We start from the raw sequence: 21,981 nt of genomic DNA, 5'->3' as shown, positions 1-21,981 counted from the left end.
CGGGCGCGTGGTGGTCTCACCACACGCGGCCTGGGCCTGGTCGTCGCCGTCGCCATCCTGGTCGGGGCGGCGGCACTGAGCATCGCGATAGGCACCAAGGCGATCCCGCTGAGCACGGTCTGGGACGCGCTGGACGGGCGGATCACCGATCCTTCCCGCGCCGAGGACCTGACGATCATTCAGGACCTGAGGATCCCGCGTACGCTGCTCGGCCTCGCCGCCGGTGTCGCGCTCGGGCTGGCCGGCGCCCTGATGCAGGCGCTCACCCGCAACCCGCTGGCCGACCCGGGCATCCTCGGCATCAACGCGGGGGCCGCGGCCGCCGTGGTGCTGGCTATCCGGACGCTCGGGGTGACCTCGCTGACCGGTTACATCTGGTTCGCCTTCGCCGGGGCCGCCGGAGCGTTCGTCGTGGTCTACCTCCTCGGCACGCGCGGCCGGTCGGGCGCCTCGCCGGAGCGGCTGGCGCTGGCCGGCGCCGCCGTCGGGGCGGCTCTGCTGGCGATCACCAACGCGGTGGCCTTGCTGGACGTCACCACGTTCGACCGTTACCGGCTGTGGGTCGTCGGCGGGCTGGCCGGCCGGGACATGGACGTCGTGCTGGGCGTGCTGCCCTTCATCGTGGCGGGAGCGTTGCTCGCGCTCGGGCTCGGGCCGTCCCTGAACGTGGTCGCGCTGGGCGAGGACACCGCGAGAGCGCTGGGCGCGAACCTCGGTCGCACCCGGGTGCTCAGCGCGATCGCGATCACGCTCCTCTGCGGCGGGGCGACGGCCGCGGTCGGGCCGATTGCCTTCGTCGGCTTGGCGGTGCCACATCTGGCCCGCGCGATCGTCGGGCCCGACCAGCGTTGGCTTCTGCCGTACTCGTTGATCCTGGCGCCGGCGCTGCTGCTGCTCGCCGACGTGGCGGGGCGGGTGGTCGCGCGGCCGGGCGAGTTGCAGGCCGGTCTGATCACGGCCTTCATCGGTGCCCCGATCTTCCTGGCCGTGATCCTCCGGCGCCGGATCGTGCCGCTATGACCGAGCCGACCGAGCGCCCCGCGCCAATTGAAAGCTCTGCGGCGACGGCGACGGCGACGGCGACGGCGACGGGGACCGGGACGGGGACCGGGACAGGGACCGGGACGGGGACCGGGACAGGGACGGGGACGGCGGAGCGATCGGTCGCTCAGCGCAGGCGGGTCTCTGTTCGCGCCGGCGGCGTCGCGGTGCGGCTCGACCTGCGTACGACCGGCGTCACGGTTCTGCTGTTGGCCGGAGTCCTCGTCGCCGCCGCGGTCACGGTGGTTTACGCCGGGACGCGGATTCCGCTGGCCGACATGATGGACGTGTTCTCGGGGGCGGGGCGTCGGGCCGACCGGTTCGTGCTGCTCGACCTGCGGCTGCCGCGACTGTGCCTGGGACTGCTGGCGGGGGCGGCGCTGGCCGCGTCCGGCGCCGTCTTCCAGAGCCTGTCGCGCAACCCGCTGGGCAGTCCGGACATCGTCGGCTTCACCACCGGCAGCGCCTCCGGCGCGGTGCTCGCGATCATCGTGTTCGGCGCAGGGCCAGGTGGGGCGGCCTTCGGCGCCGTCGTGGGCGGGGTCGCCACCGCGCTGATCGTGTACGGCCTGGCGGCGGTCGGCGGCGGCGCGATCCGGCGGGTGGTGCTCGTCGGCATCGGCGTGAGCGCCATGCTCGTGGCGCTGAACAGCTACCTGATCAGCCGTGCTCGCCTGGACGCCGCGCAGTCCGCCGCGGTCTGGCTGGTGGGGACGCTGAACGGGCGCACCTGGAGCTACGTGCAGTTGCTGGGGGTGGCGCTGATCCTGCTCACCCCGCCGCTGCTGCTGATGAGCCGGCGGCTGCACCTGCTCGAGATGGGCGACGACACGGCGCACTCGCTCGGCGTGAAGGCCGGGCCCACCCGGCTGATCCTGGTGCTGCTCGCGGTGGCGATCTGTGCCGTGGCGACCGCCGCCACGGGACCGGTCGCGTTCGTGGCGCTCGCCGCGCCGCAGATCACCAAGCGGCTCGCGCGGTCGGCGACTCTCCCGCTCCTGCCTTCGATGATCACGGGAGCGCTGCTGATGGTGGTCAGCGACTTAGTCGCGCAGCGGCTGCTCGCTCCCGCCCAGATGCCGGTCGGGGTGGTCACCGGCGCGGTCGGCGGGGCTTACCTGGCCTGGCTGCTCAGTGTGCAATGGCGGAAGGGAGCCTCATGACCCGCCTCTCCGGTGCGGACCTGACCCTCGCGTACGACCAGCGGGTGGTCGCGTCCGGGCTGACCGTGGAAATCCCCGACGGGTCGTTCACCGTGATCGTGGGCCCCAACGCGTGCGGCAAGTCGACGCTGCTGCGGGCACTGTCCGGCCTGCTCACGCCGAAGGCCGGCACGGTGGTGCTGGACGGCGCGGCGATCTCGTCCTACCGGTCGAAGGAGGTCGCGCGGCGGCTCGGGCTGCTCGCCCAGTCGGCGATCGCACCCGAGGGCATCTCGGTCGCGGACCTGGTGGCCCGCGGCCGCTTCCCGCACCAGAAGCTGCTGCGGCAGTGGACACCCGAGGACGAGGAGCAGGTGGCGCTCGCGATGGAGGCCACGGGTGTGACCACGCTCGCCGACCGGGCGGTCGACGAGCTCTCCGGCGGCCAGCGCCAGCGAGTGTGGATGGCCATGGCGCTCGCCCAGCAGACCGGCATCCTGCTGCTCGACGAGCCCACCACGTACCTCGACATCGCCTACCAGATCGAGCTGCTCGACCTGTGCGCCGACCTGAACGAGGAGGGCCGCACCCTGGTCGCGGTGCTGCACGACCTCAACCAGGCCACCCGCTACGCGACCCACCTGATCGCGATGAAGGCGGGCCAGGTGGTGGCGCAGGGCGAGCCGTCCGAGATCATCACGGCTGAGCTGGTCGAGCACGTCTACGGGCTGAGGTGCGAGGTGATCCCCGACCCGCAGACCGGCACCCCGCTGGTGGTGCCGGCCGATCGGGCGGCAAGGCGCGCCGCGTCAGCACCGACGGCGGGGTGAGGTGCCGCGGCCGGAGCTGAGCGGTGCGTCGGCCCGAGCGCCGGGATGGGTGCTCGGGGGGTCAAGGCTGAGCGGTGCGTCAGCACCGACGCCGAGGTGAGGTGCCGCGGCCGGAGCTGAGCGGTGCGTCGGCCCGAGCGCCGGGATAGGCGCTCGGGCGGTCAAGGCTGGGCGTGCGCCGGCACGAACACGGGGATGGCGCGCTCGAGGCTGGGACGTGCGCGGCCCGAACCCCGGCATGGAGGGCTCGGGCTTGTGACGGTTAGGCGCGGGTCAGGACGAACACCGGGATGAGGCGCTCGGTTTTGCGCTGGTAGCCGGCGTAGTTCGGGAACGCCTCGACGGAGCGCTGCCACCACTCGTCGCGTTCCGGTCCCTCCGGCAGCTCGCGGGCCGTGTAGTCGTGCCTTTCGGCGCCGTCCTGCAACTCCACGAGCGGGTTGGCGCGCAGGTTGTAGACCCAGACCGGATTCTTCGGTGCGCCGCCGAGCGAGCCGACCACCGCGTAGGCGCCGTCGTGCTCGACGCGCATCAGGGCGGTCTTGCGGAGCAACCCGGTCTTCGCGCCGACGGAGGTCAGCACGATGATCGGCTTGCCCTGGATATCGGTGGCCTTGGTGCCGTGGGACGACTCGTAGGCCTCAGCCTGCTTGCGCGCCCAACTCGACGTACTCGGCTCGTACTCTCCGGACAAAGGCATGTGATGACCTTACTTTTCCGTCGTGGAACGAAGGTGTGATCTAGCGGACGCCGATCACCGCGGCGTCCGGCCCGCCGCGCCAGAGGATGCCCGCCTCGGCGAAGCCCGCCCCGCGCAACGCCTCGAGGTGCCAGGACACCGGCGGCAGCCACTCGGTGTGCGTGCCGCGCTCGGGCGGGTAGATGCGGTCATGCTCGGCGATGAGCTCGGCGAACGACTCGTCCGCGCGCACCTTGTCCCACCAGTCACGCCACGACAGCACCGCCCCGGCCGCGTAACGCGCGTCCCGGCGGGCATCTTCGCGCTCCAACAGGCGTTTGCCGAACGCCGGCAGTCCGTCGTCCGCCATCTGGTCGGCGTTGATGAACACTCCGCCCGGACGCAGCAGGCCGCGGATCTCGGAGTACAGCTCGTTCAGGCGCTGCTCGGGCAGCCAGTGCATGGCCGTCGCAGTGAGCACTGCGTCGAACTCGCGGTGCGGCAGCGACTCCACCCACGAGGAGTCGTTGAGGTCGGCGGCCACCACGGCGGCCCGTTCGTCGAGTGACGCGCGGGCCAGGGCGAGCAACACCGGGTCCTGATCGACGACGGTGGCCGTGACAGTGCGGAAGTGCGCCAGCGCACGCAAGGTGATCGTGCCTGTGCCGCCCGCCAGATCGAGTAACCGTGGGGGCTCACCGCCGGTTGCCGCGTCCACCGCGTCGAGCATCGCGGCGAACCTCTCCTCACGATCGGGCAGGTATCCCTGCTGTTGCCGATCCCAGCTCTCTTGCCATGCCTCTGCATGGGCGATGTAAGCACTCACAAGTCGAACGGTAGTTACATGGAGTGGCGCGCGCAAGCCTCGAACCGCGGCGAGGGGAGAGCGCGGCGAAGAGGGAGAACGCGGCGAAGGGGGAGAGCGCGGCGAAGGGAGAGCGCGGCAAAGGGGAGAGGGGATGGCGGGGCGAGAAGAGGGGGTGCGGGGCGAAGGAGGCGGAGGCGCAGGATGGCGGCCCGGCGCGCGGCGGCGCGGCGGAGCCGGGGAGCGCGGCGGAACCGAGGGCGAAACGGCGCCGAGGACGACGCGGGCCGGCGGTGCGGGCGCTGGGCCCGTACCGGATCAGCGGTCTGCGAAGCGCTCCGCGAAGGACTGGAGGTCGCGGCGTTGGATGGCGGCCGCCATGAGTTCCGGGAAGGCGTCGGGGGTGCAGGCGAACGCCGGGACGCCGAGGGCTGCGAGTGCCGCCGCGTTCTCGCGGTCGTAGGACGGGGCGCCCTCGTCGGACAGCGCCAGCAGCACGACCACCTGCACGCCGGCGGCGGTCATCTCGGCGACGCGGCGGAGCATCTGTTGCCGGACGCCGCCCTCGTACAGGTCGCTGATCAGGACGAAGACGCTGTCCCGGGGGTTGGTGATCAACTGCTGGGCGTACGCGACGGCGCGGTTGATGTCGGTGCCGCCGCCGAGCTGCGTACCGAAGAGAACCTCGACCGGATCGCTCAGCTGGTCCGTCAGATCGACCACCGACGTGTCGAAGACCACCAGCGACGTGCGCAGTGAGCGGATGGACGCCAGGACCGCGGCGAAGACGCCGGCGAACACCACCGACGACGCCATCGAGCCGGACTGGTCGACGCACAGGATCACGTCACGTTGCACGGCGTGCGACCGGCGCCCGTACCCGATCAGGCGCTCGGGGATCACGGTGCGCTGCTCGGCCTGGTAGTGCTTGAGGTTCGCGCGGATGGTGCGGTCCCAGTCGATGTCCGCCGGCCTCGGACGGGTGGTGCGGGAGGCGCGGTTCAGGGCGCCGGTCACGGCCGCGCGGGTGTGTTGCGCGATGCGTTTCTCCAGGTCGTCCACGACGGTACGGACGACATGCCGCGCCGCGGCCTTGGTCTGGTCGGGCATCACGCGGTTGAGCGAGAGCAGCGTGCCGACCAGGTGGACGTCGGGTTCCACCGCCTGCAGCATCTCCGGCTCCATCAGCAGGCGGTGCAGGTCGAGCCGCTCGATGGCGTCGGCCTGCATCACCTGCACGACGGTGCTCGGGAAGAACTCGCGGATGTCCCCGAGCCAGCGCGCCACCCGCGGCGCGGAGCCGCCCAGCCCGGCCGACCGCCGCGACTTCTGCTCGCCGCCCTCGTCGTCACCGGCAGCGGCGTCGTAGAGCGCGGCCAGCGCGGCATCCATCTGCCCGTCACGCCCGTCGGCCTCGCCGAGCGCGTCGTCGGCCGGGCCGCCGAGCACCAGCCGCCACCGGCGCTGCCGCTCCCCGCGAGTCTGGTCGTCCCGCTCACTCATCGCCGCACCTCATCGCCGCACATCCGGAACGCCGAAAATTTGATCTTGGATCGGGCCCCCGCCGCCTCCCCCACCCCGTGCACTGGGTGGGCCGAAATGTAGGGCAGGGGTACGACAAATTCTTGGCGCTGTCCACAGGCACGGCGGTCATCGGGGAGCACCGGCCGACCGCGCCGGAACGCCGAGCAGGGCGGCCAGCGTAGGCAGGACCTGAGCCGCCCGCTCATGGTCCAGTGCGGCTTCGGCCCCGTTCACAGCCGTACGCCCGTGGGCGATCCGCTCGCCGATGGCCCGCCGTTCGCCCGCCGCGAAAGCGCCGAACGTCCGCCGCAGCAACGGCAGCACCTGGTCGAACGAGGAGCTCTCGATGTCGGCCAGCCAGTCGTCGAGCAGTTCCAGCAGCAGGTCGTCGTGGACGAGCAGGAGGCCACCGCCGGACAGGAAGCCCTCGACCCACGCCGCCGCGTGCGCCGGTGGCGTTCCCACGGTCAGCGGGAGCCGCAGCCGCCGGCGGACCTCGGCCGGCGCGAGGCGGCCCGCGTCCATCAGCAGCCGGGTGAGGCGGCCGGCCAGCAGGCCGTGCAGTTCGGTACGGCCGGCCACCGAGGTCAGCGCCGCCAGCCAGCGTTCGCGCATCGGCTCGTCGTCGAGCAGGGCGATCGCCGCGTGCACGCCGTCGATGTGTTTGCGCAGGTCCTTGGCCGCCTCGTCGGAGAGGGAGGCGACCGCGGCGGGCAGCCCGGCGCAGACCCGGCCGAGCAGGCTCGCCGTCACGGTGGACAGGCCTTCGACGTCGCTGCGGCGTACGTCCCCGTAGCGGACCGTGCGTGCCAGCGCGGGCAGCGCCGCCATCAGGTGCGTGACGTCGGAGTCCTCGGCGGCCCGTACGTCCAGGGCGGCCAGCACCGGCGGGTACGCCTCCTGCAGGTCGCCGAGCAGGCACACCTCGACCAGCGCCGTGACCTCGGCGAGCGTCGCCGCCTTGCGGGCCCGGTCGGTGACCCGCGCGGTGGCCGCGGCCGCCACCGTGGTGCCCCACATGCTGCCCTCGACCAGGCTGACCGCGAACTCCGGCTGCCACTGCAACCGCCAGCTCTCCCGGAACGTGCCCGTGCCCTGCCGCCCGGACTGCGACTGTCCCCACGGCACGTCGAGGAGTCGCAGCCGGTGCAGCAGCCTGCTCCGGTTGAGGTCGATCTCCCTGCGGAGATCGAGTTCGAGCACGCGCTGCGACGCTTCCGGTTTGAGGCGCAGCCCGCGCTGCTGCGCGGCGAGATCCTTGGCCAGGGGTACGGCGGGCATCTCCTCCGGCACCGACCCGAGCCGCTCGCCGACGACCAGCTTGCGATCGATGAGCTCGACGCGTAGCCGTTCCCCGTCGCACATCACCGACTCGGCCGCCTCGGTGACCTCGGCCAGCCCGGCGAGAGGCCGCCCCCGCAGCGTGGCCAGCGCCTCGGCCAGCCGCGTCGCCTCGATCACGTGCGACGACGACGTGGGCACCCCTTCGGCGCGCAGCACCCCGGCCGCGTCCACCAGCCAGCGCGGCACCACTTCGGACGTGGTGGTGAAGAGGTGGTGGTACCAGCCGGGGGAGCGCACCCCGGCGCCGTAGCCGGACCACGACGACAGCCGCCCGTAGGTCCACGGCACCCAGGTGAACGTCACCTTGCTCCTGCGCCGGCCCTTGAGCAGCGCCTGGTCCTCCTTGAGGGTCACCTTGCGGTCCAGAGCGGGCACGTGCCAGGCGCCGCAGACGACCGCGATGTTCTCGTGCTCGCGGCGCACCTCGCGGAGGACGGTGCGCATGTACGCCTCGCGCACCAGGTCCTCGGGGTCCTCGGGGGAGGACTCCCGGATGGCGGCCATCGCCTCGCCCACGGCCTCGAACGCGGGCATCCCGCGATGCTCGACGACGTCCTCCCACCAGCGTTCGGGGTCGTCGTAGCCGGCCGCCGCCGCCAGCTCACCGATCGGGTCGACCGGCCGGACCGATTTGTCCTCCTTGGAGGGGGGAGCGGTGGCGGAGAGGCGGAAGCTGAAGGGAAGGTCGAAGAAGCGGACCGGCACGTCATGCGTCACGGCCCAGCGAAGGGCCTGCCATTCGGGGGAGAAGACCGCGAACGGCCAGAAGGCCGACCGCCGCGGGTCGTCGGCCGAGTAGCCGAGCAGCGCGATGGGCGGTTCGAGCGCGGCGTCGGCCACCCAGGGGACCAGGTCGTCGGCCTCCGGAGGCCCCTCGATCAGGACGATCGACGGCTGCTGCCGGGCCAGCGACAACGCCACGGCACGCGCCGAGCCGGGGCCGTGGTGGCGGATGCCGTAGAACTGCTCAGGCATCACGGGCCGCGCGGTAGAAGTCCCGCCAGTCGGCGCGTTCGCGAACCACCGTCTCCAGGTACTCGCGCCAGACCACGTCGTCCGACACCGGGTCCTTGATCACGGCGCCGAGGATGCCCCCGGCCACGTCGGCGGAACGCAGGCGGCCGTCGCCGAAGTGGGTGGACAGCGCGATCCCGTTGGTGATCACCGAGATCGCCTCGGCCGTGGACAGGGTGCCGGTCGGGGATTTGAGCTTGGTGCGGCCGTCCTCGGTCATCCCGGACCGCAGCTCGCGGAAGATCGTGACCACCCGGCGGATCTCCTCCATCGCGGCCGGCACCTCGGGCAGGTCGAGCGACCGGCCGAGCTGGGCGACCCGCCGCGCGACGATGTCCACCTCCTCGTCGGCGGAGGCCGGCAGCGGCAGGACCACGGTGTTGAAGCGGCGCCGCAGCGCGCTGGACAGGTCGTTGACGCCGCGGTCGCGGTCGTTCGCGGTGGCGATCACGTTGAAGCCGCGCTGGGCGGGCACCTCGGTGTTCAGCTCGGGCACCGGCAGCGTCTTCTCGCTCAGCACGGTGATCAGCGCGTCCTGGACGTCGGACGGCATCCGGGTGAGTTCCTCGATCCGGGCGATCGTGCCGGTCCGCATCGCCCGCATCACCGGGCTGGCCACCAGGGCGGCCTCGCTCGGCCCCTCGGCGAGCAGACGCGCGTAGTTCCAGCCGTACCGGATGGCCTCCTCCGCCGTGCCGGCCGTGCCCTGCACCAGCAGGGTCGAGTCGCCCGAGATGGCGGCGGCCAGGTGCTCGGAGACCCAGGTCTTTGCAGTTCCGGGTACGCCGAGCAGCAGCAGCGCGCGGTCGGTGACCAGCGTGGACACCGCCACCTCGAGCAGCCGCCGCGGTCCGACGTACTTCGGGGTGATCTTGGCGCCGTCGCCGAGCAGATAGGTCACCACGGCGTGCGGCGACATCCGCCACCCGGGCGGGCGCGGCCGATCGTCGGCGGCAGCCAGCGCGGCCAGCTCGTCGGCGTACTGATCTTCGGCGTGCGGACGCAGCGCGGTCACTCGAACTCCAGGTGGCGAAGAGAAGGAAAGGCGGCGAAAGGACAAGCGGAGGCGAGGCGGGGAGTCACTGGAACTCCTGGTGCATCTCGGCGCGGAAGTTCAGGGCCGCGGCCAGCTCGGCGATGGGACGGGTACGGATGGTGGGGCCGAGCTCGCTGTCGAGCGACTCGGCCAGCTGGGCGACACGCGGCGCGTAGCGGGTGGGCATGCCGGCGATGGCGGGCGGGCACAGCTCGTGGACCAGCCAGGACTCCTGGTCGGAGCGCACACCGTGGTGCAGCGCCGCGAGGGCGGCCGTGGCGAGCTCGTCGGGCCACTCGCCGGACAGGGCGGTGAGCAGGCGGCTGACCTGGTAGTCCCGCCGGACCAGGAAGTCCAGCACGATCCGCGCCAGCTGGGCGGGCGGCAGCAGCGAGTGCAGGTCCCACCGGACGATGTGCCGCAGCGCCGGCCCGTCGTTGCGGGCGTCGTTGGCCACCAGCGCGCCCGCCCACACGGCGTCACGCTGGTCGATCGCGGCCTGCGCCCAGCCGTGCAGCAGCGCGTCCTCGAAGTCGTCGCCGCGCGCCAGCTCGATCATGGCCGCGGGCGTCTTCGCGTACTCCTGCCACACCGCCAGCGGCGTCCCGGCGATGATCTCCTCCAGCCGGTGCGCGCCCGGCCCGGCACCGCGCCTGGCCCCGCCCGAAGGGGTCAGCCCGTCCCGGCGCGTCAGGTCGTCGAGCTCCTCCGGTGGCGTGACGACGAGCCGGTCCCGGCCGATCACCCGCCGTTCCAGGCGCACCGCCGCCCGGGCCCGCGCCGCCATCCGCCCCGACCACGCCGATCCGGGCAGCATTCTCAAAACCTCGAGTCCTGCCGTGCGCACGGAGCTGGTGCGATCGTCCAGCGCCCGCTCGAGCAGCCTCTCGTCCGCAGTGGACAGTCCGTGCCGCACCTCGGTCAGGAACCGTGCCCGGTCACCGGCCGGGTCCGCGTCCCAGGTGGCCTCGATCAACACCCGACCGGCACCCGGCTCGTGCAGGCGCGTGTGGTGCAGCAACGCCACCCGCTCGTCGGCGGTCCCGGTCTCCCAGAGGGTCCGGTCCGGCGCCGCGGTGGACTCGAGCAGCAGCCACGCCCACTTCTCCCGCATCCCGGCCAGCCACCGCCCGCGCGCCCCGGCCACCGCCGCCGTCCCGGCGCGGAGGTCCTCGTGGGTGGTTGCCTGGTCGAGCAGCCCGGGCAGCTGACCACCGGGCGCCCGGCCGCCGCGCCCGCCCGCGAGCCGCAGCCACTCGGCCAGGTAGACCGGCGTGGCCGTGGACCCGAACGGCGCCTCGCCCGGCGTCAGGATCCGCCGCAGCCGCTCACCCGCGGCCCACGGCAGCGTCGGTTGCGTCTCGACCGGCGCCGCGCCGATCGCCCGGTGCCCGGCGGCGGGCATCACCCCGGCGCGGCGATAGACCAGCGCGATGCCGGCCGCCTCCAACAGGCTGCCCGCCCCCAGAACCCGACCGCCCGCGGCCGGGTTGGCGGCGTGGCCGCCCGCGGTGAGGTCGAGCGCCCGCCCGCCGACCGTGACGGGAGCCGGCTGCCACGGGCGCCGTGCCGTGCCGACGAGCGCGGCTGCCAGCAGGTCGGCGGGGAGTTCCGGCTCGCGGCGGTTCGGCCCGTCGTACGTCTGCTCGGGCGCCGCCACGAACTGGCCCTCCACCCACGTGCCCAGCGGCCGCAACCCGCCCGGCGACCACTCGCCGGCCACCGTGACCGGCCGCCCGCCACCGGCCGCGAGCAGCCACCACGGGTTGCGGAAGCCGGCCGCCAGCGGCAGCGCGTCGCCCGCCTCGTCGACCAGCCAGTCGTCGTCGGCGGCGGGACGCACCCCGCCCAGCAGCACGGGAGCGTCCGGACGCCACGGCTCGGCGGCCAGGGCGTCGGTCCACCCGGCCAGGGCGGCGCGGATCGGCTGCCCGGCGGGCGCGGTCAGCGGGAAGTCGCCGCGCCGCTCGGCGATCAGCGCGCGCAACGGCCACGCGCCGGGATAGAAGCACAGCTCCGCGTCGAGATCACGGCCGGGCACCACATCGGACTGCAGCGACTGGCCGGGTGCGGCGAAGGACAGCAGCAGCGCGAAGCGCCCGGTCGTGGCGCCGTGCAGCCAGATGCGCCGGGACTGCAGGGTGCCGTCCTCGGAGTCGACCCGGCCGAGCACCCGCCAGCGGTCGGTGACGCGCGGCCCGGCCAGCACGTCCGCCGTGCTGACCGGGAAGCCGATCCGCGTGCGTACCGAAGCGGCCAGGCCGGGTGGCAGCTCGCCGAGCCGATCGTGCCCGGCGACCAGCAGCCGCAGCAGGCCCATCTCGCCCAGCACCCGGTCGGCCCAGTGCGGGCCGACCCCCACCAGACCGCCCAGCCGGCGCACCGCGGAGGCCGCCGCCGGCGCCTGCGCGTCGACCAGACGCGCCGCCATCTCGTCGAAGTTGTCGTAACCGCCACGCTCGGCCGCCGCCAGCCCGGCCTGCACCTGGTCGTCCAGCCACCGGCCCAGCTCGATCATGCCGGCGGCGACCCGGTCGGAGCGTTGGGCGACCCGCTTGGCGGCGGCGACCGGGTCCGGCGGTCTGTCCGATTTCACGCGCGGGGCGGGGAAGGACGCCCAGTCGGGGGCCGGCGACGAGCCGACCCCGGCGGTGGCCCAGAGGAACAGCAGCCCGAGCGCGTGCTTGCAGGGGAATTTCCGGCTCGGGCAGGAGCACTTGAAACGAGGGCCGGCGAGGTCGACGGCCACCCGGTAGGTGCGGCACAGGCCCCACAGGACGTCGTCGGACGCCCCCGAACCGGACCACTGCGAGGGCGCGCCGAGCCCCTGACCGGCGCGCGCGGACGCCGGGTCGGGGGCGACCGCCCTGACCTGCTCGACCGACCAGCGTTCGATGGACACGCCGACACCCTATGGAGTGGGTCCGACAGTTTCGACAACACCGCCACGATCGGGCAGTCTGGGGCCGTGAAGGTCATCGTCTTCGGGGCGACCGGGATGGTCGGGCAGGGCGTGCTGCGCGAGAGCCTGCTCGCCAAGGACGTCGAGAGCGTGGTCAGTGTCGGCCGTCGCCCGACCGGGGTACGCCACGCCAAGCTGCACGAGGTCACCCTCACCGACTTCGCCGACCTGAGCCCGATCGTGGACGACCTGGCCGGCGCCGACGCGTGCTTCTACTGCCTCGGCGTGTCGTCGGTCGGCAAGGACGAGGCGGAATACACCCGGATCTCGTACGAGTTCCCGCTCGCTGCCGCGCGTACCCTCAAGGGTCTGAATCCGCAGTTGACCTTTGTCTATGTCTCCGGAGCGGGCACCGACCCGGCCGGCCGGCGGATGTGGCAGCGGGTCAAGGGGCGTGCCGAGGCGGAGATCATCGGGCTGCTGCCGAACGGTTACGCGTTCCGGCCCGGGCTGATCATCCCGACGCACGGCGCGGGGCCGAGGTCGCGGTTCTTCCGGGGCGCGTTCGCGGTCGCCGGCCCGCTGCTGCACGTGTTCGACCGGGTGGCGCCGAAGTACTCGACCAGCAGCGACAAGCTGGGACGCGCGATGCTGCGGGCAGCCCGTGGCGGCTTCCACACGCACATCATCCAGCACGAAGATCTTCGATAGACACCATCAGACGTACGGCGTGCTCGCCGCGGGTGGCGACTGCGGCCGGCCCGACGACGCGGCGGCCTCACGGCTGCGGGCGAGCTCGTCCAGCGCCGCCGTCACGTGCTTCATGCCGACCAGCGCGTCACCGGCCGTGGCCGCGAGCAGCTCGGCGCGGCGGGACAGCTCGGCGAAGAACGAGCCGGTGGTGCCCTCGGTCTTGGTGACCACCGACTCCACCTCGTCGGCTTCCAGGTGCGCGGACACCCCGTACAGCGACAGCAGCCGCCGCCGGCCCGGCGCGTCCGGCAGAGGCACCTCGACGACCAGGTCGACCCGCCCCGGGCGCTGGGCGAGAGCGGGCTCGACCAGGTCGAGCCGGTTGGTCGTGAGCAGGAAGGCGATGTCCGCGTCCCCAGCCACCCCGTCCATCTCGTTGAGCAGCTGGAAGAGCAGAGGATTGCTGTACGACGTGGTCCGCTCCTCGGCGACCAGGTCGACGTCCTCCAGCACGATCAGCGCCGGTGGCAGCACCCGGGCCAGGTTGCACGCCTCGCGGATGTACTGCACGCCGAGCCCGGTCAGCACGATCACGGTCGCTTCCCGCTGCGCGCCGATGAGGTGCCTTACCGTGTGCGTCTTACCGGTGCCGGGCGGGCCGTAGAGGACCACGCCGCGCTTGAGGTGATGGCCGGCTGCGAGGAGCCGCTCGCGGTGCTCGGCCACCCCCAGGATCTGCCGGTGCACCGCCTCCAGCGTGCCGGCCGGGAGCACCACGTCGGCGGCCTCCACCGAGGGACGCTCGTGGAAGCGCAGCGGACCCATGCCCGCGCCGTACTCCCACGGCTCGAACGACAGCACCTGGCCACGGCAGATGTGGTGCCGGATGATCTCCTCGCGGATCCGGTGCAGGAACGTCTGCCCGCCCTCGGCCCCGCCGCCCATCACCTCGATCAAGGTCTCCAGCGCGCCGCCGCGGTAGTTGCTCAGTCGCATCAGCACGGCCAGCCGCTTGTCGCCGTCGGAGATCAGGTAGAGCCCGAAGCTCACGCACGCGCGCTCGCGTCCCACGCCGACCGTGACCGTCGTGTAGTCGACCGTGCCGATGTCGAACTGCGCCTGCTTGCGGGCGTTGTTCATCAGATCGGCGAGGTTGTGGTGGTCACGGCCGCTGCCGACCAGCCCGATCAGGTCGACGCTGACACCGTCGCCGGCCAGGTAGGCGTCCATCGCGGCCTGGACGTTGGCCAGGTCGTACGCGGCGAAGCCCTCGGTGGTGACCGGCTGCTCGGTCGGGTCGCCGCCCAGATGATCGGTCACCCGCTGATGCAGGCGGGTCGGCTCGGGCGCCGGAACGGACTCCTCGATCGCCTTGAGAAACGCACGGAACTGTTCCGCGAACGCGCGTACCTCCGGCTCGTCGATCATGACTCGGCAGGCTACTCGTTATCGCAGGTGTCGTGGGGGTCGCATTTTCTGTCCGGTCACGACATTGATGTTAGTCATCTGCCGTCGGTTGCGCCGTGCCCGGACGGGACGGGTTCCCGCGGCGGCCCCGGAGGAGCGCCGTCGCCGAACGGCCGCCCACCGAGTTCTTCCCTCCCGTGCGGGGTCAGCCAGCCGCTCAGATCCGGTCCCAGCGGCACGATCTTCGTCGGATTGATGTTCGTGTGGACCTCGTAGTAGTGGCGTTTGATGTCCACGAAATCGATCGTGTCGCCGAATCCCGGGGTCTGGAAAAGATCGCGCGCGTACGCCCACAGCACCGGCATCTCGGCCAGCTTCTGCCGGTTGCACTTGAAATGGCCGTGGTACACCGCATCGAAGCGGGCGAGTGTGGTGAACAGCCGCACATCCGCTTCCGTGATCGTTTCGCCGACCAGATAGCGCTGCCTTTCCAGCCGCCGTTCCAGCAGATCCAGACGATCGAAGAGCCTCCGGTACGCCTTCTCGTAAGACTCCTGTGACGACGCGAACCCGGCACGGTAGACGCCGTTGTTCACATCCCGGAACACGCCGTCGTTCACCTCGTCGATCTCCGCGCGAAGCTCCTCCGGATAGAGCCGGGGAGCACCCTCGCGGTGGAACTTGGTCCACTCCAGCGACAGGTCGATGGTCATCTGGGCGAAGTCGTTGGTCACCACCTGCCCGGTCGGGATGTCCACGATGGCCGGCACCGTGATCCCCTTGGCGTAGTCCGGGTCCCGCGCGAAGAACGCCTCCTGCAGCCGCTCGATGCCCAGCACCGGGTCGCGCCCGCCCGGATCCAGGTCGAAGGTCCAGCTGCGCTCGTCGTGCGTCGGGCCCGCCACCCCCATGGAGAGCACCTCCTCCAGGCCGAGAAGGCGGCGCACGATGATCGCCCGGTTGGCCCAGGGGCAGGCGCGGGCCGCGATCAGGCGGTAGCGGCCCGGCTCGACCGGGTAGCCGTCGCGTCCGTCCGCGGTGATGCGGGTGGAGATGTAGTTCATGTCGCGCTTGAACTCACCCTGGGTGCCCATGTAGTCATCCTGCCTCGTCGCCGGCCTCGTCCTCATGGTCTTTGATGCCCCGTCGGGCCTGTGGACAACCGTGACGTTTTGTCATACCCCCGAGCTACATTGACCGCCCACCCAGTGACGGGGTGGGGGAGGGGCGGCGGCCGCGCGAAATCGCAAGATCAACTCGCGGCGGTGTGCGGCGGCTGCCAGGCCTGGAGCGCGCTGAGCTGCGCACTCACCAGCCGCTGCGGGGTCAGGCGCAGCGCCAGATCGCGCAGCGGGCTGCGGCTCTGCATCAGCCGGCCCATCCGACGCGCGCGCACGGCGATCGGCTGAGTCCGGGCCCGCCGGATCTCGTCATACGCCGTCAACGCCTCGTCGATATCCCGTGCCCCAGTGATACCCCGCGCCCCAGTGATACCCCGCGTCCCGGCATTGCCTCGGGCCCCGGCCAGCAGCACCGCCAGCGTGGCCGCGTCCTCGATCGCCTGCCCGGCGCCCTGCCCCAGGTCGGGCGTCATCGCGTGCGCGGCGTTACCGAGCAGCACCGTGCGCCCACGCCGGAACGTCGGCAACGGCCCGGCCAGGTCGTAGATCCCGGTGCGAAAGATCGCCCCGGCTCGGTCGCGTCAAGCAGAGCGGCGATAGGCGCGTGCCAGCCCCCGAACCTCCCCGACCTCCCCGTAAAACCCAGCCCCGCCGCCCGACCCGCCAGCATCGTCCGAGGGCATGGACGCGACCCCGAACCAGTACACCCGCCCGTCCGCCAGCGGCGCCATCCCGAATCGCTCGCCACGCCCGACCGTCTCCCCGGCCGCCCCGCCGACATCGACCGCCCGCGACGTGACACCGCGCCACGTGCTGTAGCCGCTGTACCGAACCCCAGGATCGCCCGGCCACGAGGCCCGGGTGGCGGACCGGAGCCCGTCCGCCGCGACCACCACGTCATAGCCGTCCGGCTCGGCGGTGGCGGAGACGCCGTACCGGATCGTGCCGGGCTCGAGCGCCGCCGCCAGCACCCGGTGCAGGTCGGCCCGATGAACAACCCGCAGTTCCCTCAGCGCCGCCGTGACCTCGATGCCGCGCCGCTGAAGCCCCGATGGCGGCGACCAGCCCGCCGATGCCCGCCCCGATCACCGTGACTCTACACATGTAGAGGACTCTACGCCTGTAGAGTATGCGCGTGAAGATGACGGAGAGCACAGATCGACGGCCGGCCCTGGCGGACGCCGCGATCGCGATCGTCGCGCGGGACGGGCTGCGGGCGCTGACGCACCGGGCCGTCGACCGTGAGCTGGATCTGCCGGCCGGGTCGACGTCCTACTACCTGCGGACGAGGCGGCAGCTGATCGAGGCGATCGTGCACCGGCTGGCCACCCGCACGGTCACCGACCTGCGCCCGGTCGCCGCGCCCGCCCGCACGGTGCCCGCCGCGCCCGCCCGCACGGTGCCCGCCGCGGCGAAGAGCCTCGCCGCCGGCCTGGATCTGCTCGCCCAGCGCCCCGACGATCACCGCGCCCGGTACGCGCTGAGCGTCGACCTGACCTCCGATCCCGAGCTGCACGCCCTGATCACGTCACGCTCGCCGATCCGGGCCGGGACGCTGGCCGCCGCCGAGGCCGCCCTCGACGCCATCGGCGTACGCCAGCCGGCCAGGCATGCCCCCGGCCTGGTCGCGCTGATCGACGGCCTGCTCTTCGACCGGGTGGCGGGCGGCGGCCTGGATCCTGACGCCCGCCCGCCGGCCGAGCCGTTGATCCGCGCCTACCTGACCGGCCTGAAGCGCGGGCCGGAGAACGGGGGAGCCCGATGAATCACCGCATCGCCGTGCTCGTGCTCGACGGCGCCAAGCCGCTCGACGTGGGCATCCCCGCGCAGGTCTTCGCCAACCGCCCGACCATGCCGTACGACGTGCGCGTCTGCGGCGCCGCGCCCGGCCCGGTGACCGGCGGTGACGGACTGTCCTACCTGGTGGCGGACGGCTTGGAGGCGGTCGAGCGCGCCGACACCGTGTTCATCCCGGGCTATCGCCGGCCGTCCACCACCGAACCCCAGCCCGAGGTGGTCGAGGCGCTGCGGAAGGCCCAGGCCCGTGGCACGAGGCTGGCGGCGATCTCCACCGGCGCCTTCACCCTCGCCGCGACCGGTCTGCTCGACGGCAAGCGCGCGACCACGCATTGGCACTACACCAGGGCTCTGGCCGAAAAGCATCCTTCGGTACGGGTGGACGAGAACGTCCTGTTCGTCGACGAGGGCGACGTGCTCACGTCGGCCGGCGCGGCCTCGGGCATCGATCTGTGCCTGCATCTGGTGCGCCGGGACCACGGCGTCGGACTCTCCAACATCGTGGCGCGTCGGCTGGTCGCGGCGCCGTACCGCAGCGGCGGCCAGGCCCAGTACGTGCCGCGCAGCGTTCCCGAGCCGCTGGGCGACGTGTTCGCCGGCACCCGGGAGTGGGCGCTGGCCCGGCTCGGTGAGCCGCTGACCCTGGAGACGCTGGCCCGCAACGCGCAGGTGTCGGCGCGCACGTTCTCGCGGCGGTTCGTGGAGGACACCGGCTACACGCCCATGCAGTGGGTGTTGCGCGCCCGCGTCGACCAGGCCCGGGAACTGCTCGAGCTCAGCGATCTGGGCGTGGAGCAGATCGCCGCCCGGGTCGGCCTGGGCACGTCGGCCAACCTGCGGCTGCACTTCCAGCGGATCCTCGGCACGTCCCCGAGCGAGTACCGCCACACGTTCCACTCTTGATCTTGATGGCGGGATCCTTGCGCACGGTGGCTTCCAAGCCACTGTCGTTCCAGCAGCCCGCCAAGCACGCTGAGTCGCATGACTCGCATAGCCGTCAACGGATTCGGACGCATCGGCCGCAACACCCTGCGAGCCCTGATGCAACGCGACAGCAAGCTCGAGGTGGTCGCCGTCAACGACCTGGCCGCCCCGGAGACCCTCGCCCACCTGCTCAAGTACGACAGCTCGCTCGGCCGCCTCGGCCGGGGAGTCGAGGTGGACGGCGGTGACCTGGTCGTCGACGGCCGCCGTATCCGGGTGACCGCCGAACGCGAACCCGCCAAGCTGCCCTGGGCCGAACTGGACGTCGACATCGTGCTCGAGTCCACCGGCCGGTTCACCAAGGCCGACACGGCCCGCGGCCACCTGGACGCCGGCGCGCGGCGGGTGCTGGTGAGCGCGCCCGCCGACGGTGCCGACGTGACGCTGGCCTTCGGCGTCAACACCGGCGAGTACGACCGGGACCGGCACGTGATCGTGTCGAACGCGTCCTGCACGACGAACGCGCTCGCCCCGCTGGCGTCGGTGCTGGACGACCTGGCCGTCATCGAGCACGGCTTCATGACGACCATCCACGCGTACACCCAGGAGCAGAACCTGCAGGACGGCCCGCACCGCGATCTGCGCCGGGCGCGTGCGGCCGCGGTGAACATCGCGCCCACGACCACCGGCGCGGCGAAGGCGATCGGCAAGGTGCTGCCGCGGCTGGACGGCAAGCTGTCCGGCGACTCGATCCGGGTGCCCGTGCCGGTCGGCTCGCTGGTCGAGCTCAACACGACGGTCGCCCGCGCGGTCACCCGCGACGAGGTGCTGGCGGCCTACCGCGCCGCGGCGGTGGGCACGCTCGACGGCATCCTCGAGTACGCCGACGAGCCGCTCGTCTCCAGCGACATCACCGGCAACCCGGCGTCGGCGATCTTCGACGCGGCGCTGACCAGGGTGGACGGCCGCCACGTCAAGGTGGTCGCCTGGTACGACAACGAATGGGGGTTCGCCAACCGCGTCATCGACACCCTCGAGTTGATGAGCTGAAGATCAAGGGCAGAAGATCGATGTCGTGCCTGGGTGGGTGGCGCTGACCGTCGCTCACGCCGAGGCCGGGCGCGCGGCGCCAAGGCCGCGGGGCGGCCAGAACAGAGCCGCGCACCCTTCATTCTGCGTGCGTGGTCACCCTCAAGGCAAAGATCAAAAACGACCCTGGTCCGCCCGGACCAGGGTCGTTCGTGATGCCGCTTTGCTCTGCTTACCTATCGGAAGCGCGCGCCGGGAAGCAAGCGCTGGAAGCACGCGGCGGGTCAGTTGGGGCGACAACGTGTCGAACGTGTTCGCCGAACTCCAGGTCGCCGACCGCGCCGAGGCGATCGTCCGTGCGGGAAGCCGGGCTGGGACGCTGAGAGTCTGGCAATCTTGGTAGATGATTGCCAAAGTCAAGTGGACCGTTTCGGTCCCCACGCTGGCCATCGCCGCCCTGATCCTGACGTGGGGCCGTGACCTGCCACCGCCGATCGTGATCATCGTCGGACTCTTCCTGGCCGGCGCGGTGCTGGCCGCCGTGCACCACGCCGAGGTGGTGGCCCACAAGGTCGGCGAGCCGTACGGCTCCCTGGTCCTGGCCGTGGCCGTCACCATCATCGAGGTCGCCCTGATCGTCACGCTGATGATCAGCGGCGGCGAGAAGACCCAGTCCCTGGCCCGGGACACCGTCTTCGCCGCGGTGATGATCACCGTCAACGGCATCCTCGGCATCTCGCTCCTGGTGGGCGCCATCCGCCGCCGGATAGCCGTCTTCAACCCCGAGGGCACCGGCGGCGCCCTGGCCGCGGTGGCCACCATCGCCACCCTCAGCCTCGTGCTGCCCAGCTTCACCACCAGCCGTCCCGGCCCCGAGTTCTCCCCCGCCCAGCTGGCCTTCGCCGCGGTCGCCTCCCTCGGCCTCTACCTGCTCTTCGTGATGGTCCAGACCCGCCGCCACCGCGACTACTTCCTGCCGATCACCACGGCGGGCAAGGTGATCGACGAGGAGGAACACCTCGACCCGCCCACCAGCAGGGCCGCCGGGATGAGCCTCGGCCTCCTGCTGGTCGCGCTGATCGCCGTGGTCGGCCTGGCCAAGGGCGTGTCCCCGTCCATCGAGGCGGGCGTGGCCACCGCGGGCCTGCCCCAGTCGGTGGTCGGCGTGGTGATCGCCCTCCTGGTCCTGCTCCCCGAGACCATCGCCGCGGTCCGAGCCGCGAAACGCGACCGCATGCAGACCAGCCTCAACCTGGCACTCGGCTCGGCGATGGCCAGCATCGGCCTGACCATCCCCGCGATCGCGATCGCGATGATCTGGCTCGAAGGCCCGCTGCTCCTGGGTCTCGGCGGCACCCAGATCGTCCTGCTGGTCCTGACCATGGCGGTAGGCACCCTGACCGTGGTCCCCGGCCGGGCCAACGTCCTCCAGGGCGGCATCCACCTGGGCCTCCTGGCGGTCTTCCTCTTCCTGGCCGCCAGCCCCTGATCATGTCACCGGCCGACGTCATTGAGATCTGTGCGACCGCGCGGTCAACGTGCGATACGGAAGCCCAAATCGTCATTACGGACGAAGCAGTGGCCACGGCCGCGGTAGGCGGAGCGGGCGCGGACCTGATGGTGACGCCAGGAACCGCCTCGGCAGATGCGGACGTCGCCGGCGGAGTCGGCCCCCTGTCGGTGCGACTCGTACGGGTAGGGCTGATAGACGCTCGCGGTCCACTCAAATACGTTCCCGGACATGTCCAGGCATCCGGTCGCGGTGACTCCCTGGGGGAAGATGCCCACCGGTGTTGTGGTCCGCACATGAAGCTCGAAGGTGTTCGCGGCGAACAAATCGGCGGCGGATCCGTAAGGAAAGGTGTCGTTCGACCCGGCCGCGGCCTCCCACTCATGTTCAGTCGGAAGTCGAACGGGCGCGTCGGTAACCGCCTCGAGCCACGCGCAGTAGGCCTCGGATTCGTAGATGCTGACGCCGACCACCGGACACGAGGGATGATTCAGCTGGAAATCGTGCCAGTAGGCAGGCTGGCGGGGAGCTCCGCGCCCATATACACCGGACAGTGCCTCGCGGAGCTGGTCATCGTCCATGCTGGTGAGCTTCACCATGCCAACCGCTTGCGCCAGCGTCGCGGAGCCTTGCGCGAGCATGTCCACTGGCAAACGTGGACGCCGTCGAAGATTGTCGCGCTTCTTGGCCCATTCGTCCGCGATCTCGTCGAGGATCCCGTCGCCGGTAAGCCAGCGCCGGGACGCGTCAGTGCGCCACCACCGCTCGGTCTCATAGCCGCCCGCTGCGATGAACATCGCGTACTCGGCATTGGTTACCGGAGTTACCGCGATTTCAAAGGACGGAAGATCAACGTGATGGACGGGCCGCTCCAGTCGATAAGGCGTGTCTTCGGCGCCAATCCGGTGGCTCCCGGCGGGAACGGTGACAAACTGCGGGAGGAGCGCACGGCCGTGCCGGCTGTCGATCTCTTCAAGACGGGGGTCCTTCAGCGCACCCAGGGTCCGGCCGTATGCGATGCGGGCTCGAAGGTCTTCGTCCAGATCGCTTACGCCGGCTAGCCTCGACCCTTCGTTAAGGGGTGTCCAAGGACTGGGCAGAAACGAAGAAGTGCCTTCTGATCAGGGAAAATAGGACTTGCTGAGGGTCCAAGTTTCCTGTCACGGAAGGCACTTGCAGGGTG

At 71.8% G+C, this 21,981-nt stretch carries 20 protein-coding genes; 9 read left to right on the top strand and 11 right to left on the bottom strand.

Features of this window, described 5'->3' with window-relative positions; translation table 11 throughout:
• Positions 1 to 30 precede the first annotated feature (30 nt).
• The 3 genes from QSK31_RS44335 (at position 31) to QSK31_RS44325 (ending at position 3,013) form a co-directional block, all read left to right on the top strand.
• Positions 31 to 1,020: an iron chelate uptake ABC transporter family permease subunit gene (locus QSK31_RS44335; protein WP_502873110.1), complete on the top strand. Its 990-nt coding sequence runs from the start codon at positions 31 to 33 to the stop codon at positions 1,018 to 1,020.
• Positions 1,021 to 1,208: 188 nt separating this feature from the next.
• Positions 1,209 to 2,204: a FecCD family ABC transporter permease gene (locus QSK31_RS44330; protein ID WP_285691064.1), complete on the top strand. Its 996-nt coding sequence runs from the start codon at positions 1,209 to 1,211 to the stop codon at positions 2,202 to 2,204.
• The gene (locus QSK31_RS44325; protein ID WP_285691063.1) at positions 2,201 to 3,013 is read left to right on the top strand and encodes an ABC transporter ATP-binding protein; all 813 of its coding nucleotides are present in this window, start codon (positions 2,201 to 2,203) and stop codon (positions 3,011 to 3,013) included. The genes QSK31_RS44330 and QSK31_RS44325 overlap by 4 nt, the downstream gene beginning before the upstream one ends.
• A 262-nt stretch (positions 3,014 to 3,275) precedes the next feature.
• On the opposite strand, the gene QSK31_RS44320 is transcribed toward QSK31_RS44325, so the two are convergent.
• From QSK31_RS44320 to QSK31_RS44295, 6 genes are all read right to left on the bottom strand, one after another.
• Positions 3,276 to 3,713: a nitroreductase family deazaflavin-dependent oxidoreductase gene (locus QSK31_RS44320; protein ID WP_285691061.1), complete on the bottom strand. Its 438-nt coding sequence runs from the start codon at positions 3,711 to 3,713 to the stop codon at positions 3,276 to 3,278.
• Between the two features lie 40 nt (positions 3,714 to 3,753).
• Positions 3,754 to 4,518, bottom strand: a complete 765-nt coding sequence (locus tag QSK31_RS44315) for a class I SAM-dependent methyltransferase (protein ID WP_285691060.1) — start codon at positions 4,516 to 4,518, stop codon at positions 3,754 to 3,756.
• A gap of 297 nt (positions 4,519 to 4,815) precedes the next feature.
• Entirely contained in the window at positions 4,816 to 6,000 is a 1,185-nt protein-coding gene (locus tag QSK31_RS44310) for a VWA domain-containing protein (RefSeq protein ID WP_285691059.1), read from the bottom strand.
• A gap of 147 nt (positions 6,001 to 6,147) precedes the next feature.
• A complete protein-coding gene (locus QSK31_RS44305) occupies positions 6,148 to 8,340 on the bottom strand; it encodes a DUF5682 family protein (protein ID WP_285691058.1) in 2,193 nt (730 codons plus the stop codon).
• Positions 8,333 to 9,394 carry an ATP-binding protein gene (locus tag QSK31_RS44300; RefSeq protein WP_285691056.1) on the bottom strand — a complete coding sequence of 354 codons (1,062 nt, stop codon included), beginning with the start codon at positions 9,392 to 9,394 and terminating at the stop codon, positions 8,333 to 8,335. Before QSK31_RS44300 ends, QSK31_RS44305 begins: the two co-directional genes overlap by 8 nt.
• Positions 9,395 to 9,458: 64 nt before the next feature.
• Positions 9,459 to 12,317 carry an SWIM zinc finger family protein gene (locus QSK31_RS44295; protein WP_285691055.1) on the bottom strand — a complete coding sequence of 953 codons (2,859 nt, stop codon included), beginning with the start codon at positions 12,315 to 12,317 and terminating at the stop codon, positions 9,459 to 9,461.
• A 66-nt stretch (positions 12,318 to 12,383) separates the two neighbouring features.
• Between QSK31_RS44295 and QSK31_RS44290 the strand changes: the two genes are divergently transcribed.
• Positions 12,384 to 13,028, top strand: coding sequence for an NAD-dependent epimerase/dehydratase family protein (locus tag QSK31_RS44290; protein ID WP_285691054.1), 645 nt, complete (start codon positions 12,384 to 12,386; stop codon positions 13,026 to 13,028).
• A gap of 6 nt (positions 13,029 to 13,034) precedes the next feature.
• Here the strand turns inward: QSK31_RS44290 and QSK31_RS44285 are convergent, their stop codons facing one another.
• From QSK31_RS44285 to QSK31_RS44270, 4 genes are all read right to left on the bottom strand, one after another.
• A complete protein-coding gene (locus QSK31_RS44285; RefSeq protein WP_285691053.1) occupies positions 13,035 to 14,438 on the bottom strand; it encodes an AAA family ATPase in 1,404 nt (467 codons plus the stop codon).
• 74 nt (positions 14,439 to 14,512) lie between these two features.
• Positions 14,513 to 15,547, bottom strand: coding sequence for a glutathione S-transferase family protein (locus QSK31_RS44280; RefSeq protein ID WP_502873109.1), 1,035 nt, complete (start codon positions 15,545 to 15,547; stop codon positions 14,513 to 14,515).
• 122 nt (positions 15,548 to 15,669) lie between these two features.
• Entirely contained in the window at positions 15,670 to 16,038 is a 369-nt protein-coding gene (locus tag QSK31_RS44275) for a flavin-dependent monooxygenase (RefSeq protein WP_285691051.1), read from the bottom strand.
• An 81-nt stretch (positions 16,039 to 16,119) separates the two neighbouring features.
• Complete coding sequence (locus tag QSK31_RS44270; RefSeq protein ID WP_285691050.1) at positions 16,120 to 16,509, bottom strand: hypothetical protein; 390 nt, start codon at positions 16,507 to 16,509, stop codon at positions 16,120 to 16,122.
• A 170-nt stretch (positions 16,510 to 16,679) separates the two neighbouring features.
• On the opposite strand from QSK31_RS44270, the gene QSK31_RS44265 reads away from it, so the two are divergent.
• From QSK31_RS44265 to QSK31_RS44250, 4 genes are all read left to right on the top strand, one after another.
• The gene (locus tag QSK31_RS44265; protein WP_285691107.1) at positions 16,680 to 17,303 is read left to right on the top strand and encodes a TetR/AcrR family transcriptional regulator; all 624 of its coding nucleotides are present in this window, start codon (positions 16,680 to 16,682) and stop codon (positions 17,301 to 17,303) included.
• Positions 17,300 to 18,238 carry a GlxA family transcriptional regulator gene (locus tag QSK31_RS44260; protein WP_285691049.1) on the top strand — a complete coding sequence of 313 codons (939 nt, stop codon included), beginning with the start codon at positions 17,300 to 17,302 and terminating at the stop codon, positions 18,236 to 18,238. The genes QSK31_RS44265 and QSK31_RS44260 overlap by 4 nt, the downstream gene beginning before the upstream one ends.
• A gap of 78 nt (positions 18,239 to 18,316) precedes the next feature.
• Positions 18,317 to 19,309 (top strand): type I glyceraldehyde-3-phosphate dehydrogenase, encoded by a 993-nt coding sequence (gene gap / locus QSK31_RS44255; RefSeq protein ID WP_285691047.1) that lies wholly within the window; start codon positions 18,317 to 18,319, stop codon positions 19,307 to 19,309.
• 382 nt (positions 19,310 to 19,691) lie between these two features.
• Positions 19,692 to 20,777, top strand: a complete 1,086-nt coding sequence (locus QSK31_RS44250) for a calcium:cation antiporter (RefSeq protein ID WP_285691046.1) — start codon at positions 19,692 to 19,694, stop codon at positions 20,775 to 20,777.
• A 44-nt stretch (positions 20,778 to 20,821) separates the two neighbouring features.
• On the opposite strand, the gene QSK31_RS44245 is transcribed toward QSK31_RS44250, so the two are convergent.
• Positions 20,822 to 21,700 carry a formylglycine-generating enzyme family protein gene (locus QSK31_RS44245; RefSeq protein WP_285691106.1) on the bottom strand — a complete coding sequence of 293 codons (879 nt, stop codon included), beginning with the start codon at positions 21,698 to 21,700 and terminating at the stop codon, positions 20,822 to 20,824.
• Between QSK31_RS44245 and QSK31_RS44240 the strand changes: the two genes are divergently transcribed.
• Positions 21,656 to 21,859: a hypothetical protein gene (locus tag QSK31_RS44240; RefSeq protein WP_285691044.1), complete on the top strand. Its 204-nt coding sequence runs from the start codon at positions 21,656 to 21,658 to the stop codon at positions 21,857 to 21,859. The two genes, QSK31_RS44245 and QSK31_RS44240, sit on opposite strands and share 45 nt — an antisense overlap.
• Positions 21,860 to 21,981 lie beyond the last annotated feature (122 nt).

It is taken from the genome of Actinoplanes sp. NBRC 103695 (assembly GCF_030269485.1).
In the GTDB taxonomy this organism is placed as follows: Bacteria; Actinomycetota; Actinomycetes; order Mycobacteriales; family Micromonosporaceae; genus Actinoplanes.
This window is presented reverse-complemented; position numbering and strand designations above follow the sequence as displayed.